The following is a 15,814-nucleotide window of genomic DNA, read 5'->3' on the forward strand; positions in this document are numbered from 1 at the left end:
ATAACTTCCCGCCGCGCAACCCGAACCGTAGGCCCGGGGTACGGTTGTAGCGACAGGAGCCGCTGCAAGGTTGCGCAAAGTTGCGCTTCGGCCCCACTCGCCTCACTTACTTCTTGATGCCCAGTTCCATCCCTTCGCCTGCCTTCACCTACGCCGAGTTTCGCCAGCTGGTGAGCACGCTGGCCGCCGAGCGCCGCACCAGCGGCCCCGACCAGAACCCGGCCTTCGTGCGCTTCACCGACCAGAACCAGGCCCACCTCGACCGCGCCTACGCCGTGCCGTTGCTGCCGGAGCTGGTGGCCCGGCTCGCCACCCTGGCCCTCCCCGAGCAGTGGCTGGTGCTGGGCGAAGCCTGGTGCGGCGACACGGCCCACACGCTGCCCATACTGGCGCACCTGGCCGAAATGAGTGCCGGCCGCGTGAGCCTGCACGTGCTGCTGCGCTCCGACCACCCCGCCCTGATGGCCGCCCACCAAACCAACGGCGGCAACAGCATTCCCAAGCTCATTCGGCGCGACGCCGCCACCGGGGCCGACCTCGGCGACTGGGGCCCGCGCCCGGCCGAAGCACAGGCGCTGGCTCATCAGCTGCACGCCGATAAATCCTTGCACACCAACCAGATAGTTAAGACCATGAACGCTTGGTACGAGGCCGATAATGGCCAGGCCGTGCAGCGCGAATTGTTGGCCCTGCTGAGCTAAGGCCTTGACCCAAGCATTTTTTGCGCTATTTTCACCCTCCCAATTCCCTGCCGTATGCCGCTGCCGTTGCGCCGTCGCCTCCAAAAACACGTTGCCGCCTGGCCCTGGCAGCGCGTGGGCGTGCTGGCCGGCGTCAGCTTGGCGTTGGCACTAATGCTGATTGTTTATTTGTTTGGGGTGAGCGACCATTTTTTTGGTCGACTTTTTTCTGCCTTTCTCGTACTGTTCTGGCTGCTGGCGGTCACGTTCCTGGCCGTGGTCCCGTTTGTGACGTGGGCCACGGGGCATTGGTTCGGGCGCGGCTGGGCGGAGGTTTCCACTCCGGCGCCTCGCCCGCGCCGGACTGCTGCCGGTTCTGCAACGGCTCGTTCTTATTCTTCACCGGCTGCTTCACGGCGGCCCGAAATCAGATAAAGCTCTTGAAAACCAACCTACTGCATATCAAGAATATGGTGTGCCCCCGGTGCGTGGAGGCCGTACACAGCTTGTTGGAGCGGGCCGGCTACCGGCCCAAGGCCGTCACCTTGGGCGTGGCCGAGCTCGACGAAACCACCCCCGCCGACCCCGAAGCCCTGGCGCCGCTGCTGCACGCCGCCGGCTTCGAGCTGCTGCGCGGCCGGGCCGAGCAGCTCACCGAGCAAATCAAGGCCACGCTGGCCGAGTACCTGGAGCACCTGCGCACGGCGCGCTCGCCGCTCACCACCTCGGCCTTCCTGACCGACCGGTTTGCGGCCACTTACTCGCACCTGAGCAAGGTGTTTTCGCGCACGGCTCACCTCACCATCGAGAAATACCTCATTCGCCTGAAAATAGAGCGCGTGAAGGAGCTGCTGAGTTATGGCGAGTTGACCCTGAACCAGATAGCCGACCAGATGCGCTACAGCTCCGGCCAGCACCTGAGCAACCAGTTCCGCCAGGTGACGGGCTACTCGGTGAGCGAATTCCGCCGCCTGATGCTGCCCGAGCGCATGTCGCTCGACGCGCTGGCGTAGGAAGTTGACTGGCATAAAAAAAGCGCCTTCCCAACCAGGGAGGCGCTTTTTTTGTGTTACTACAGTTCGGCTTATGCCGCGTAGGCGCGGCAGGCTTCCAGGCAAGCCTGGCAAGCTTCGGCGCATTGCTGGCAATGGTCGTGCTGGTGCTGGGCGCATTCGTCGTGGCATTTCTGGCAAATCTCGATGCATTCGCGCAGCACGTGCTGGGCGTGGTCGGAGCCGCGGGCAATGAAGGCGGCGGTAAGGCGACAGACGTCGGCGCAGTCGCGGTCGAGGCGGATGCAGGGCACCATCATCTTGGGGTCGTTTTCGTCGAGGCAGGCGTCGGCGCACAGCTCGCAGGCGGCGATGCAGCGGCTGAGGGCGTCGAGCACGGCGCGGTTGTCGCGGCGGGTGCGGGGAGAAGCAGTGGGCATGTGCATGGCAGTGAGGAATGAGGTGATAAGGAAGGCTTGATGAGCAGCCGTTTCTTGGTTTACGCGCCAAATCGGCTTCGGGACGTGCACAATTTGCCTTCCCCGCTCACACAATTCGGGGCTGACCCCGGGATGCTGTAGGTTTTTGGTAAAATGATGCCTCAACCATCGGGCACGCTTTGGGGTATTAAGAGGGATTATTCTCGCTATTTCCCTTGAAGGCAATGCTATTTCTTAAGCAATTGATAACGGCCGGGCTACTGGCCGCCGTGCCGTGCCTGACGGCCGCCGCGCAGGACCACGAGCACATGGGCATGCCCATGCCGGCTCAGCCCAAACCCAAGCCCAAGCCCAAAGCCACACCTGCCAAACCGCGGCCGGCCGCGCCCAAACCCGCCGCCGCGCCCCAAAAAGGCAAAACGGTGGTTTCCCCGGCCGCTGCTCCTGCGCCCCGCACAGCCCCGGTTGCGCCGGCCGATACCAGCCAGCACGCCGGCCACGAACACCTGATGCCTGGCATGAACATGGGCAGCGCCACGCCCGTGGATTCTGCCAAAACCGGCCAGATGCACCACATGAACATGGCGGGCAGCGGCCACGATATGGGCGCCATGGGCATGGCCCACGACAGCAGCATGCACATGGGCGGCATGAGCCACGCCTTCTCGCGCCGCCTGCCCATGAACCGCAACGGCTCGGGCACGAGCTGGCACCCCGACGAAACGCCCATGTACATGTGGATGCAGCACAAGGGCCCCTGGATGCTGATGTATCACGCCGGCGCCTACGCCCGCTACACCAGCCAGAACTTTAACAACAGCGGCAAACGCGGCCACGCCAACGCTATAGACGGACCGAACTGGGGCATGGCCATGGCCCAGCGCGAAATTGGGGCCCGCGGCCTGCTCAACCTGAGTTTGATGGTGAGCCTTGACCCGCTGACGGAGACGCGCGGCGGCTACCCGCTGCTGTTCCAGACCGGCGAGTCGTACCGAAACCAGCCGCTCATCGACAAGCAGCACCCGCACGACCTGATTTCGGGCCTGACCGTGGGCTACACCCACGCCGTGAGCGAGGACGTGGACGTGAGCCTCTACCTGGGCTACCCCGGCGAGCCGGCCATTGGCCCGGTGGCCTTCATGCACCGCATCTCGGCCATGCCCAACCCCGATGCGCCCCTCTCGCACCACTGGACCGACGCCACGCACATCACCTTCGGGGTGGCCACGCTGGGCGTGCGCTACAAGCAGTTTAAGCTGGAGGGCAGCAACTTCACGGGCCGCGAGCCCGACCAGTACCGCTACGATTTCGACCGGCCGCGGGCCGACTCCTGGGCCGGCCGCCTCAACTGGAACCCCACCAGCAGCCTGGCCCTGCAGGTGAGCCGCGCCTTCATCAAAAGCCCCGAAGACCTGCACCCCGAAGACGACGTGACCCGCACCACCGCCAGCGTGTTGCACAGCCGCACCTGGGGCGAGCGCCGCTACCTGGCCTCGGCCCTGGTGTGGGGCCTCAACGAAGCCCACGGCGGCAAGGAGCACGCCCTGCTGGCCGAAACCAACCTCACGCTGGGCCGCCCCACGTTCTACGGCCGCTACGAGTTTGTGCAGAAAGACAGCGAGGAGCTGGATTTCTACGCATCAGGGCCCGCCGACCAGCCGCTGGACATGGTATTCAACATTCACGCCCTTACGCTGGGGGCCAGCTACCGCTTGGCCAGCTTGGGCGGCCCGCGCGGCCCCGAACTGAGCGTTGGCGGGCAAATGACGGGCTATTTCATTCCCCAAAACTTGCAAAATGACCGGTACGGAATTGGGTACGTAGGGCCGGGCTACGGCAAGCTGCCGCTTTCGGCCTCGGTGTACCTGCGCCTCACTGCCCCGTGGATGAGCATGAAAGGCATGGGTTCGGGGCGCATGGGCGGCATGAAGATGTGAGCCGGCCCAAACGGCTGGCGAGGCCGCTCAGGGGCGCCGTCCGTAGTACCGGGCGGCCCGCCACGCTATGGGCAGCCCGATGCACGCCATCAGAATGCCCATGGCCATGGCCGCCGACGGTAGGTTGAAGGGCCGCGGCGGAATCCGGGAAGCCGGCACCACCAGCAGGTTCATAATGGCCCATACCACGGCGCCGTAGAGCAGGCCGACCAGCAGGGGCGGCAGCTGGCGCAGCAGCGACCACCGCGGGTAGAGCCAATACAACACCAGCGCCCAAGCGCAGGCAATGCCGTAGTGAAACACCAGCCCGGCCAGGGCCATGCCGGCCCCGCCAGCCAGGGCCGCTGGCCCAAAGAGGCCGCTGGCCACAAAGCGCAGCACGTTGACGGGTGGCTTGTGGGCCAGCAGCACGTATTGGGTGCAGGCGGCCGCGATGTCTAGCGTGCCGGCCAGCAGGCCGGTGAGCAAGGCCGCCGCCACCCAGCCCGTGCGCCGGGCGGCAGGCGAAGGAAGGAGCGAGGTTTCCATATAGAAAAGTAGCGTTTCTCAGGGAAAGGTTGCGCAAGGTTCCCGGCCCACTATCTCCGACCTTTGCCGGGAAATGAACCCCGGGCGCTCTGGCCGGGTTACTTGCCACTGTGCCTACTGCCTCGCCCCGCATCCTGCTGCTCACGCCGCCGCTCACGCAGCTCAACACCCCGTACCCGGCCACGGCCTACATCAAGGGCTTTTTGGGCGGGCGAGGGTACGACGTGACCCAGGCCGACCTGGGCCTGCAGCTGGTGCTGCGGCTGTTTTCGGTGGAGGGGTTGCGGCGGGTGTTTGCCGAAATTGAAGCCGGCGGGTTCGACCTCAGCGACAATGCGCGGCGCATGATGCGCCTGCAGCACCGCTACCTGGCCACCATCGGTCCGGTCATTCGGTTTCTGCAGAACAAGGACCTCACGCTGGCCCCGCGCATCTGCCACGGCCGCTTCCTGCCCGAAGCCAGCCGCTTCGACCACGTGGCCGACCTTGAAACCGCTTTCGGCACCATGGGCCTCACCGACCAGGCCCGCCACCTGGCCACGCTCTACCTTGAAGACCTCGCCGATTTGCTCAAGGAGACCGTGGGGCCGCACTTCGGCTTCTCGCGCTACGCCGAAAAGCTGGCCCTTTCAGCCACCAGCTTCGAGCCCCTGCACCACGAATTGGAAGCCGCCCCCGGCTTGCTCGACCGCATGCTGCTGGAGGAGCTGGAGCCCTTGCTGGCGCGCGTGCAGCCCGACGTGGTGGGTTTCACCGTGCCCTTCCCCGGCAACCTCTACGGTGCGTTGCGGCTGGCCAAGCACATCAAGGAAATCAGCCCGGCCACGGCCACCATCATGGGCGGCGGCTACCCCAATACCGAGCTGCGCACCATTCAGGAGCCCCGTTTTTTCGATTACATCGATTACCTGACCCTGGACGATGGCGAAGGACCCTGGCTGCGCCTGCTGGAATACCTGGGTGGTTTGAACGAACAAACAGAACGTCATGCTGAGCGCAGTCGAAGCATCTCTACCGCGCAAGTAATCAATACAGATAGCAACGAAGCGGTAGAGATGCTTCGACAAGCTCAGCATGACGTTCGAATAGACCACAGACAGCTCCAACGCACCTTCCTGCGCAACGCGGCGGGCGGAATCGAGTACATCAACCACCCGCACCCCGACGTGCCGCACCACGAAGTGGGCACGCCCGACTATTCCGACCTGCCCCTCACCGAGTACCTCTCGGTGCTGGAAGTGCTGAACCCCATGCACCGCCTCTGGAGCGACGGCCGCTGGAACAAGCTCACCGTGGCCCACGGCTGCTATTGGAAGCGCTGCTCGTTCTGCGACGTGACCCTGGACTACATCAGCCGCTACGAAACGGCCCCCAGCACCCTGCTGGTCGACCGCATCGAGCAAATCATTCGGCAAACCGGCCAAACCGGCTTTCACTTCGTGGACGAAGCCGCGCCGCCCCTGGCCCTACGCGACCTGGCCATTGAGCTGCTCAAGCGCCGCGTGCCCATCACGTGGTGGGGCAACATTCGCTTCGAAAAAACCTTCTCAGCCGACCTGTGCCGGCTGCTGGCTGCCTCGGGCTGCATCGCCGTGAGCGGCGGGCTCGAAGTGGCGTCCGACCGCCTGTTGGCCCTCATGGAAAAGGGCGTTACCATCGCCCAGGTGGCCCGCGTGGCCGATGGCTTCACCCAGGCCGGCATCATGGTGCACGCCTACCTCATGTATGGTTTTCCCACCCAAACGGCGCAAGAAACCATCGACAGCCTGGAAGTGGTGCGCCAGCTTTTCGCCGCCGGTGTGGTGCAGAGCGGCTACTGGCACCGCTTCTCGATGACCGCCCACTCGCCCGTGGGCAAGAATCCGGCGAAGTACCAGGTGCAGGCCATCGGGCCGGCGCCCGCCGGCTTCGCCTGGAACGACCTCTGGCACGACGACCCCCTCGGGGCCGACCACGAGGCCTTCGGCCCCGGCCTGGCCAAGTCGCTCTACAACTACCTGCACCACGTGGCCCTCGACGAGCCCCTGCATACCTGGTTCGACTTCAAAACGCCGCGCCCCAGCACCCCGCGCCACCTCGTGCAGCAGGCCCTGCAAGCCCCCGAAAAGCCGGATTTTGCCCGGCAAAACCAGCGCCTGTTCTGGCTCGGCAACGCCCCCGATATTCGCATTGAAGCGGGCAAAAAAGCCCCCCGCGCCGTGCTTACCTGCTACGAGCAAGCCGAAGACTTCGAAGTAAAAACCACCGAGGCCGCCGGCCGCTGGCTGCACCAGCTGCTCACGCAGCTCAGCCACGACTACGACGCCAAAGTGCTGCTCAAGGACGCGGCGGCCGGTTTTCCAACGTCGGAAGGCCCATTCGAAGCATTTCTGCAAAGCCCGGCTTGGGCGTTGCTGCGCGAAAAGGGCTTGCTGCTGGTATAAAAGCCGGGCTTGCCTCCGCCGTTACTTCCGCGGCAGCCACTGCAGCACGTCTTCCGGCAGCCCCGCCCCAAAGCTCGGGCTGACATCGCCCGGCACCAGCAAATCGGGCCCCGTGCCGCGATACACGCGCACGGTGCCACGCCGCCCGCCCAACACCCGCTGGAGCGCCGCGGCAGCTCGGGCGTTTCCGCCACCATACAGGCCCAGCACCGGCACTCGCTCCGCCTTCATATTCTGGAAAGCCGCGCGGCTGGCATCGTCCAACTGCGCATTCTGAGCAATGAAAAACGATAGGTGGAGGTTGCGCGCATCATTAGGGCGCATTCTCCGTTGTCTCAGGCTCCGCGATATGGGGAGGCCCCCTACATATGCTAGGGGCTGAGTCCCGGCGGCCCACACTCCCACGTTGGCCGTGTCGACCCCAGGGGCGTAGTGCAGCACATCCAAGGCGTTTTCTAAAAAGCCAACGCTGGATACGGTTGTGTCGGGGGCGGGGAGCAGCAGCGTCACAATGCCGTTTCGAGCCAGCGCGTCGGCCCACAGGGCGGCAGTAGGGGAGGTGCCAGAATCGGGCAGCAGCACCAAGGCGGGGCCGGGCGTGCTGGTATCGGCCGGAGCAAACAGCCAAAACGGACCGTTAGGCCCGGGCGATTTCTCAACCCGATACGTACGGGGCCGGGGCGTCCCGCGCTTCAGCAGAATGACGGGCATCGTGACCGAATCCAGCGCCAGGGTACCGCGCCAAAAATCCCCGTCCTGCGTGAGGGTGAGCACGTGGCCGGGCCGGGCCGGGCGGCGCAAAGTCAGTCGGCGGTTGGCAAACAAGATGGTGTCGGCCACGAAGCTCAGCGTGCCAACAGCGGGTACGGTCAGTTCGGCCTCGTAGTGCCCCGGGCTCGGGTGGTTGATGTCGAGCGCGGCCCGTAGCTCGGGCTGCTGGGCTGGGCTGAGGCTGCCTTCAAAATGCCCCACGGGCGGCGGAGTGGCCTGCGTGTCGGCGCTTTGTTCCGGCTGGCAGGCCACAATGCTCAGCGCCATGCCCAGTAGCGCCGGCCACAAGCATAAGCGGGCGGGCAGCTTGCTGGTCGAACAGAACGCGGGGGGAAGAAGCATGCGCAAAAGTAGCGGGTTTAGCGCCCGGCCAGGCCCTTGCGCAAGATGAGGTCGATTTGCACGTCCTGCCCCAGCCGGAATTCGTGCTGCCCAATTTCCCGAAACCCAAACCGCTGGTAAAAGGCCCGGGCTTTGTCGTTCTTTTCCCACACGCCCAGCACCACCGCCGTACAGTGCAGTTGCTCAGCCAAGGCCAGAATGCCGCGCATCAGCGCCGCCCCCAGGCCCGTGCCCTGCCAGTCGTCGCGCACGTACAGCCGCTCAATTTCGAGGCGTCCGGCCGGGTTCTGCCCCTCCGCGAGGCCCAGCAATGAGTTGTCACGCAGCTTGGCATAGCCAACCAACTCGTTCTGCATGTGGGCCAGCAAAAAGGTGTTTTCGCGGTCTTGCAGCTCGGCCAGTTGAATGTCGGGCCCGAAGTTCTCGGCAAGATAGGCGGCCATGTCAGCTGGGGCATTAGAGGCCGCAAAGGTGTCGTGAAACGTTTGGCGGCCAAGGTCAGCCAGTTGGGCCGCCGTAGCGGCGTTGGCCTTGGCCAAAGAGATGCGCAGAGGAGATGACATGAGACAAAGGTCGCCCGCCGGGCGGCGAGTTACAGCATTTCGTTGGTGTTGGGGTCCCGGCGGTCGCTTTCGCCGCGCCGCATGCGCAGGCCCATGCGCACCAGCAAGCCACTGGCCAGCAGCCCCACCAAATACGCCGAAAGCAGCAAAGCCGGCGCACTCTGCGCGCCATTTACGTACCACATGTACACGGCTACGTATACCTTCAGCAGCATCCCAATGCCTAGCAACACTCCGCTGAGCATGAGCAGCAAGCCGACCAAACGGCGGGTAGGCGGAGGTAGGGGAGGAGTGGGCATAGCGTTCGGCTAGTACGCAAAGGCCAAAGTTGGGGTTAGTGCCAGTTGCTAATCCGTTTCCTTAACGTAATTTTGATACACCAAGCCACCCTGCGAGAGTAGCTCAGTTGGTAGAGCATCAGCTTCCCAAGCTGAGGGTCGCGAGTTCGAACCTCGTTTCTCGCTCATTGATTAACAGCCACTTAGCTTCATTGCTAGGTGGCTGTTTTGGTTTTGGTGCATACGTTGGTGCATACAAGGGTATGCTAGATAGTTTGTTCCCCTCTATTTTGCCGAAGGGTCAGGGTATTCGCGATTGCTGCCGCCTATCAGGTAAAAATCAGCAATGATGTTGGCCACGACTGATGTTGCCAGACCATAACGTTTTCCTTGTATTTTAAAGTAAGCTGCATCATCTGTCATTGACGGAGTGCCTTCTTCATAGTATTTGTATGATACAGGGAACATAACATCTAGTTGAGATAGGAAGGTGTGCTGTCCTAAGTCGTTGTAACGCTCTTCAAAACTTTGAATCAATTGCCTTGCTGTATCAATCCCAACACTATGCTTAGTAGCGACCAAAACAATAATCGGGTAAGTCTGCCAATGCCTTGGGTCTTGTTTAGCTAGCTTGTGCTTCCCTGCATTAGGGTCTTTTTGCTCTTTTTCTATTTTCGCTTTAGTGTTTACTGAAGCGTCACTGTGCTCACAGGCAGTTATAGTAATACCAAGCCCGAGTGCCCAAATGCAGTTTATTATATTCGTTGTTTTGAATGTTTATAAGTATGCTGATATCCAAATGTACTGACTTCTCTGACTTAGCTCCGTACATTGCCTGTGACTATTCACGAATCATTAGCTATGGATGCCCTTTCCAATCTTGATGGACAAAACCTCCTAATGCCAATGGCACTAGATGCCGATGGATATTTTGACCGGCAATGCCCGTCAGAGGATTGCCGGTCTCATTTTAAAGTCCTTATGAGCGACTGGAAAGGCATCTTCAAAGATGAGGCAGTTTTCTGTCCGTTCTGTAAGCACGAAGCACCCTCTGTAGAGTGGAATACCGAGGAACAAGCCAAGCAAATAAAAAGTCAGGCAATTGGCTATATCAGTACCGTAGCTATGAACCACGCTGTCGATGTTATACGAGCAGCGTTTAAGGGCACTGGAAGTGGATTTTCTTCACCCGTGCCTCACCCCAATAGAAAGACACAGATAACGGTAAAAGTAAATGCTCCTGGGCTAGCTGCTAAACACATTTTTGTTCCTATAACAGCTACAGAAGCATTCACTCTAAAGGTTAAATGCGAGGAATGCAGCGCCCATTATGCGGTTATCGGCAGCGGGTTCTTTTGCCCTAACTGCGGGCACAATTCAGCCGAACAAACCTTTGATGATGCCTTAAGGAAGGTTGGCGCTAAGTTGGACTATACAACTCTAGTGCGCGGTGCAGCTAAGAATGCTAACCAACTTGACGAAGGCGAACTAGTAGCCCGTTCCCTCGTTGAAACTGCCTTATCTGATTGCGTCAGCGCACTTCAGCGACTTTGTGAGGAATCATTTAAGCGACACTTTCCGAGCGAAGCAGCTCCTTTCAACGTTTTCCAGCGTATTGACGAAGCAAGCGCATTATGGCATAGAAAACTAGGGATAGGTTATGATAATTGGCTATCTGATGCGCAACTACAGGAAATGAAGATGCTGTATCAGCGGCGGCATCTGCTAGCCCACAGCGAGGGAATGGTAGATGACAAGTACCTGCAAAAGAGCCAAGACAATTCCTATAAGGCCGGCCAGAGGATTGTAGTAAAAGAGAAGGACGTAAGGGCGCTGATTGACTATGTGAGTACAATCGCAAACGGCCTCAAAGGTGCTATGCCAAGTGTCTGAAAATATGGCGTGTGCCTACCCAAATCGGCCAAGCCTACTATTCCGCAAGCCCCGGCCCATGTGGGAAAGGCAATCTGCGCAACCCGGTGCATCCAACTCAAACCGCCCCCGGCCCCAGCAAGCAATTCTGAACGAACCTGTGTAGCCTAGCAGGGCCGGTGCTGATGGGTAGATGCACCACCCGCTACTGAAGCTGCTACGTGCTTCTGCGTAACTACTAGGCAAATGCCACTATTTGCCCGTTCTTCTCTATACACACGACCTGTAGCTAAGCGGCCACTTTACTGCGCAATAATGCCAGCCTATTTGTAGCGCAACCCGCAATATTTTAAGCCGTTGCTTTGCATCTAGTGTTTGTACTCATCATAACGGCTTTGCAAGGCCATTGCAGTTGCATTTCGCCCGCTTCTGCCGTGGTTGTTGGCCCGCAAACCCCATTGCTATGGCTATTCCCAAGCTATGCGGCAGCCTTTGAATACGGAACCACGTCGAATAACTGATACTGCGCCGCTGAAGAAATCCACAACCTACGCTTGGCATTGTTGCGCGGGTTGCTAGCAGCATTGCGGCACCGCTTGCCCGCCGCTCCATACAGGGCCTCACTGCAGAACTTCGACTTGTCCGACTGGCCCGATATGTCACGGCTACACGTCTGGCAACGGCGCGGTTCTGACACCGGTTCTACTACTCTATTCAAGGTGTTAATTCCGGTAAGTAGCAGCCCCGACGAGGTAGCGGTGAACCCGGTTAATTCCGGGATAGGTTGGGGCGTTTCAAGTAGGCGTTCCCAGCCGGTTGCTATTCCGTTGCTTGCTTCACTGGCTAGCAGGTCGGGGCAGTGTTTGGCAACTAGCTCCCGGTACTTGGCGCGGTTCTTTCGCAAGCTCTCCGGGTGTTGCTCGTTCAGGTCGTGCCAGTAGATGAAGTTGGCCCCTACCGTCAGGCGTTGACGTTCGGTTCTGGTGAGCGTAGCAGGCAGACTAGGGGCTGCAAACAGGACGTTGGCAAAGGCTCCTTCCAACAGCTTCCCGAGTGCCGCTAGTGGCTTGGGTTTCGTGAGGTCGGCTAGTGTGGCAATGCCCGCCTCAGCAAGCAAGACCATCCGGGTTGCCTTCAATTCTACCCGAAGCAAAGGCCCCGGCGAAGCAAATCCCATTGCCATTAGATGAAGTTCTTTGTCGTACAGCTTGAAGTAGTATTGCTGAGCCACGGCCGTTCGGTAGCAGCCTTTGCCGTTGAATTGCTTCAAATCAAGCGCACTTGTTTTATAGAGTACGCCCCGCCGCAATAGTTGAGCCGCCGAGGTGGACATTGGCACGTTCAGGCCAAACTCCAACGTTCGCAGTGCCGCTACCTCTGCCTTGAAGCCAAACGTGTCGGACAGGTCAGTTATGGCCTCGCATACCGCATTCAAGTGGAACGGCCCGCCGTTGTGTTGCCCATGCCAGAACTTGTGCAGGCTGCCGGTAAGCTCTGTATATCCGTTCCGGTGAATCCGCAGCTTCATATTCCGATGCTCTGCTTCCCGCCACGACTGGCATTCACCCGATTCGTGGTCGGTGGGCGTGAACAAGGCCAGCCCCGACGTTCCCAGCGTGCCATCTGGCAGCGCAATTTTCAGGTAGTCAACCACGGCCCTAGTCGTTGGTGGACGTATAGACCTCGCGCTTGCCCTCCGCTACCCATTGCATCAAGTCGGCCCGGTTGAAATGGAGCCGGTTGCCACGCTTGCTGTGAGGAATGTCGCGGGTTGCTACCAACGCATAAATGCGCGGCTTACTGAGGCGCGTTACCTCTTGCGCTAAGGCCATGCCGCCCACCTCATCGGCGGCTTGCTCCTGGCTGAGCTTGTTGAGAATTTGCAACGCCAGAGCCTCTAGGTTGCTGAGCCTCGAACTGAGACTTTCGAATGGATTGTGCATCGACTTGTTGTTGAAGTTTAACAAGTCAAAGTTCCGGCGAGGGGTAGGGCGGTAACCGGTTACAACCGGTTACGCAATCCTTGCCTCAATCATACATATTTCATTTTCAGCTCTCTGCCTCGACTTGTCGCTTAGCTCTGGTAATGCTTCCTGAATCCGTTTAATCATGTTGCGGCCTTTGGTCGCAGTCTCGTTATCAAAGCCGGTTCGGTTGTTAGGGGTTGAATATTTAGAATACTCATTATACAACTTGTCGCCGCTGCTGTGGCCTGCTTGCAATGCCATTTCGTTAGCTAGACTACCACGTTGCAGGCGCTTGCCTTCGTAAACCAATACCAAGGCTGCGGCCCCTAAGCTGAGTTTCTTCTTGTCAGTCTTTTTAGTGGTCAGGGCAGCGAGTGTTTGCGTTGTTGTGGCATACTCGATGCGTCGAGCCTTCACTTGCCGTTGCGCCGCCTGTAGCACGTTAAGAGCGACTTCGTAGGGTACCACTGGCCGGCCGGGAGCAGCAACGCCAAAGCGAGTAACAAAGACGTTGGTAGCCGGCTTGGTCTCGTCCCAATGAAGAAAGAACGCCTCCACCTGTGCGCGGTCTAGCTGCCCTATTCTAACCGCCTGTCCGGTGCCATCAATGCTCCGTAGCGCATAGTTGCTGAGATAGGTTAGCAGCGTGTCGAGCACTTCTGTAAGTTGGTCGCAGTCCACTTCATCGGCCTCATCCAAGATGCTGCTGATAGCCGCTACTAGATGCGGCCCGCCGTTGGCTACAGCCTGGGCCAATGCAAACAGGAACTTGGGACTATAAAGGCTTGGGGCTGGTGGCAGGACTTTGCCGTATTCGCCTGAGCCGCCGGTTATGATATTATCTGCCTCGTCGCGGGGCAATCCTCTGGGCTGATAAGTGGGCGTTGGGGCGGGGTTGGTTAGTTCTTCCTGCCAGCCCGTTTGCCATAGCCTTGCCCAATTGTCGTATCGCTCCGCTTCGGGGCCAAAGTGCTGCACATAGCTACTTTCCGCATCAGCAGCGGCTTCTTGGCGTTGGGTTAGCCGCTCGTCATAAGAAGCCATAGGAGTGCTGCTAGGTAGATTCAGCTGCCTATTCCAGTAGGCTTGCGAATGCCGAATCTACCAAATCCGAACCGAATGAATCCAGATACACCGCAGTAGTCGCTTCGTCCCGGTGCCCGAGTGCCTGACTAATCACGCCCACGGCCTGCCCGTTCAACTTCAACGAGGTAGCAAACGAGTGCCGGGCTACATACGTGGTAAGGGGAATAGTAATGCCCACCATTTCTCCCAATTTTTTCAAATCCTGATTCACTTGCCCCAATACCTTATGAAGCCGGTTTTTGACCTGATTGGGCGTCTGGTGTAGGTTGGCATCAAGGATTGGGAAAATGTAGCTATCCAGCGTCGCGAAGGTGAGAGGCTTGTAGTAAGCCAGAATAGCAGCCATTGGGGCCATTACACCCACCGAGAACTTGCCGCCGGTTTTCTGCCGCACGTAATCAATGCGCTGTTGGGTGCCCGTTAGCGTGTCGCTCAGATTGCGCCAGCGTAATTGCCCCAAGTCCACGAAGTTGATTCCACCGCAATAGAAGGAGAACATAAACACCTCCTTTGCCAGCCGCAGCCGGTCAGTGGTTGGGTTTAATGCTTCTATGCGGCGAATAGCATCGCGGGGTATAGCGCGTTTGGTTGTGCTTACGTCAAACTTGCCCACCTGCACCTTGTGCTTCTCCGCAACGGTGCGGGCGAAAGGATAAGCCGTTTCCTTCATCAATCCGGCCGCAATTGCCTTGTTCAGCACTGCCCGCAGCGTCCGAAACCGCAGCGACAAAGTAATTTCTGTGATGCCGGTAGCGCGTAGGGTTTGCTCCCATTCCTGACAGAAGGCCGTGTTTACTCGGTCTAGTGGAATGTCGTAGCGTTCCACCCAACCTGCCCAAGCTTCATCCTTGCCCCGGCCAGTGGGCGGCATTGGTGCATCTGCTTCGGCTCCTACAAACTTCGCTAGTTGATTCCGAAGGTCGCGGTAGACAGTCGCGTTGCCCTCCTTGCCAACTTTCTTGTAGCCTTCGCTCAACTCGATGCAATACGCTAGTAGCTTCACCCGCCGCGCTGCTTTGCGGCCCTCTATAGCCTTTTTTAGCACTTCCTCAGCGGTGTGCGGTTCGTCTTCACTTGCCTTAGTGTCAGCGGCCTCTTTGTACTTCTTTTCCCACCGTTCCAACTCGTTTATTAACGCCTCCCGACTCTTTTCCGGGTAGCTCTTGCGAATAGCGTCCCGGTAGCCCGACTTCTCAGCATTCCAATACTTCGGGTGCAGGGAGAGGCCAATTGAGCGGCATGTCTGAACCCGGTTCTTCGTGATGCGAATCTGAAACGGGTGCGAGCCATCGGCCAGCGTCTTGCCCATCTTGTAAAAGACCTTGACAGTAGCCTTACCCTCCTTGTGTTCGGTTGTCTTGCTCATATTGTATGCACCGGGGCGGTGCATACACCGGTGCATACAAATGTAGGGAATGAAGTGATAAGGACAACGAGCAATAATAACTAAATCCCTGTTTTTGGCCTGTTTATAGCATTTTTGATGAATGGTAAACTATGCCAATTACCCCGGTTCCATAGCTTCCCAAGCTGAGGGTCGCGAGTCCGAGCCTCGTTTCTCGCTCATTCAGGAACAGCCATTTAGCCTCTGCGCTAGGTGGCTGTTTTTATTTGCAGCAAAAGGCAAGTTGAATAATTGTTATGAATTAGCTTTCTTAGAGAAAAGCGCAAGTACTATTACAAAGGGTGTTACATTGAGAAGCAGTCGTTAGCACCTGCGAACATTTGCCTCAACTGATAATCGATTCTCTTTTAAATATGCTATTGGCTTCTTTTTAAAAGAGAGAAAGGCAATAGCAAGTGGCCTTAAGTGAAATTGAATGCCCTTGGTCGAATCTTGGTTTAGGGCGCCCGTTCCCGGGCCGCGGCGGGGGGGAGGGGGGTGGGGTGGGCGGAAACGCAACCGTCCCCGGGCCGCTGGGGAAAGCGGCGCGG

The 15,814-nt window shown here is 59.2% G+C and carries 16 protein-coding genes and 1 tRNA gene; 7 read left to right on the forward strand and 10 right to left on the reverse strand.

The window, feature by feature from the left end; all coding sequences use genetic code 11:
- Positions 1-116: 116 nt before the first annotated feature.
- Genes IC234_RS21570 through IC234_RS21580 form a run of 3 tightly spaced genes read left to right on the forward strand, consistent with a single transcriptional unit; the run spans position 117 to position 1,693 of the window.
- Entirely contained in the window at positions 117-701 is a 585-nt protein-coding gene (locus tag IC234_RS21570) for a thioredoxin family protein (protein WP_190928842.1), read from the forward strand.
- A gap of 54 nt (positions 702-755) precedes the next feature.
- Positions 756-1,115 (forward strand): hypothetical protein, encoded by a 360-nt coding sequence (locus IC234_RS21575; RefSeq protein ID WP_190928844.1) that lies wholly within the window; start codon positions 756-758, stop codon positions 1,113-1,115.
- Positions 1,116-1,120: 5 nt separating this feature from the next.
- Entirely contained in the window at positions 1,121-1,693 is a 573-nt protein-coding gene (locus IC234_RS21580; RefSeq protein ID WP_198978744.1) for a helix-turn-helix domain-containing protein, read from the forward strand.
- A 71-nt stretch (positions 1,694-1,764) separates the two neighbouring features.
- On the opposite strand, the gene IC234_RS21585 is transcribed toward IC234_RS21580, so the two are convergent.
- Complete coding sequence (locus tag IC234_RS21585; protein WP_394354899.1) at positions 1,765-2,118, reverse strand: four-helix bundle copper-binding protein; 354 nt, start codon at positions 2,116-2,118, stop codon at positions 1,765-1,767.
- 218 nt (positions 2,119-2,336) lie between these two features.
- On the opposite strand from IC234_RS21585, the gene IC234_RS21590 reads away from it, so the two are divergent.
- On the forward strand, positions 2,337-4,049 hold the full coding sequence (locus tag IC234_RS21590) for a hypothetical protein (protein ID WP_223827841.1): 1,713 nt from the start codon (positions 2,337-2,339) through the stop codon (positions 4,047-4,049).
- Between the two features lie 27 nt (positions 4,050-4,076).
- Here IC234_RS21590 and IC234_RS21595 read toward each other — a convergent pair whose 3' ends face one another.
- Entirely contained in the window at positions 4,077-4,577 is a 501-nt protein-coding gene (locus IC234_RS21595; protein WP_190928848.1) for a hypothetical protein, read from the reverse strand.
- A gap of 110 nt (positions 4,578-4,687) precedes the next feature.
- Here IC234_RS21595 and IC234_RS21600 point away from each other — a divergent pair, with 110 nt between their 5' ends.
- A complete protein-coding gene (locus IC234_RS21600; protein ID WP_317173429.1) occupies positions 4,688-7,000 on the forward strand; it encodes a B12-binding domain-containing radical SAM protein in 2,313 nt (770 codons plus the stop codon).
- A gap of 21 nt (positions 7,001-7,021) precedes the next feature.
- Here IC234_RS21600 and IC234_RS21605 read toward each other — a convergent pair whose 3' ends face one another.
- From IC234_RS21605 to IC234_RS21615, 3 genes are read right to left on the reverse strand one after another with little or no spacing between them, the layout of a single operon-like run.
- On the reverse strand, positions 7,022-8,113 hold the full coding sequence (locus IC234_RS21605; RefSeq protein WP_190928850.1) for an alpha/beta hydrolase family protein: 1,092 nt from the start codon (positions 8,111-8,113) through the stop codon (positions 7,022-7,024).
- 17 nt (positions 8,114-8,130) lie between these two features.
- Positions 8,131-8,676, reverse strand: a complete 546-nt coding sequence (locus IC234_RS21610) for a GNAT family N-acetyltransferase (RefSeq protein WP_190928852.1) — start codon at positions 8,674-8,676, stop codon at positions 8,131-8,133.
- Positions 8,677-8,705: 29 nt separating this feature from the next.
- Complete coding sequence (locus IC234_RS21615; RefSeq protein ID WP_190928854.1) at positions 8,706-8,975, reverse strand: hypothetical protein; 270 nt, start codon at positions 8,973-8,975, stop codon at positions 8,706-8,708.
- 92 nt (positions 8,976-9,067) lie between these two features.
- Here IC234_RS21615 and IC234_RS21620 point away from each other — a divergent pair.
- Positions 9,068-9,140: transfer RNA gene (locus tag IC234_RS21620), tRNA-Gly, on the forward strand.
- Between the two features lie 99 nt (positions 9,141-9,239).
- Here the strand turns inward: IC234_RS21620 and IC234_RS21625 are convergent.
- Positions 9,240-9,536: a hypothetical protein gene (locus IC234_RS21625; RefSeq protein WP_190928857.1), complete on the reverse strand. Its 297-nt coding sequence runs from the start codon at positions 9,534-9,536 to the stop codon at positions 9,240-9,242.
- 279 nt (positions 9,537-9,815) lie between these two features.
- On the opposite strand from IC234_RS21625, the gene IC234_RS21630 reads away from it, so the two are divergent.
- Entirely contained in the window at positions 9,816-10,847 is a 1,032-nt protein-coding gene (locus tag IC234_RS21630; protein ID WP_190928859.1) for a hypothetical protein, read from the forward strand.
- A 457-nt stretch (positions 10,848-11,304) separates the two neighbouring features.
- Here IC234_RS21630 and IC234_RS21635 read toward each other — a convergent pair whose 3' ends face one another.
- Genes IC234_RS21635 through IC234_RS21650 form a run of 4 tightly spaced genes read right to left on the reverse strand, consistent with a single transcriptional unit; the run spans position 11,305 to position 15,245 of the window.
- Complete coding sequence (locus tag IC234_RS21635) at positions 11,305-12,480, reverse strand: hypothetical protein (protein ID WP_190928861.1); 1,176 nt, start codon at positions 12,478-12,480, stop codon at positions 11,305-11,307.
- 4 nt (positions 12,481-12,484) lie between these two features.
- Positions 12,485-12,793, reverse strand: coding sequence for a helix-turn-helix domain-containing protein (locus IC234_RS21640; protein ID WP_190928862.1), 309 nt, complete (start codon positions 12,791-12,793; stop codon positions 12,485-12,487).
- A gap of 45 nt (positions 12,794-12,838) precedes the next feature.
- On the reverse strand, positions 12,839-13,837 hold the full coding sequence (locus tag IC234_RS21645) for a hypothetical protein (protein WP_190928864.1): 999 nt from the start codon (positions 13,835-13,837) through the stop codon (positions 12,839-12,841).
- A gap of 28 nt (positions 13,838-13,865) precedes the next feature.
- The gene (locus IC234_RS21650; RefSeq protein ID WP_190928867.1) at positions 13,866-15,245 is read right to left on the reverse strand and encodes a site-specific integrase; all 1,380 of its coding nucleotides are present in this window, start codon (positions 15,243-15,245) and stop codon (positions 13,866-13,868) included.
- Positions 15,246-15,814 lie beyond the last annotated feature (569 nt).

The sequence above is a fragment of the Hymenobacter armeniacus genome (assembly GCF_014699055.1).
Classification (GTDB): domain Bacteria; phylum Bacteroidota; class Bacteroidia; order Cytophagales; family Hymenobacteraceae; genus Hymenobacter; species Hymenobacter armeniacus.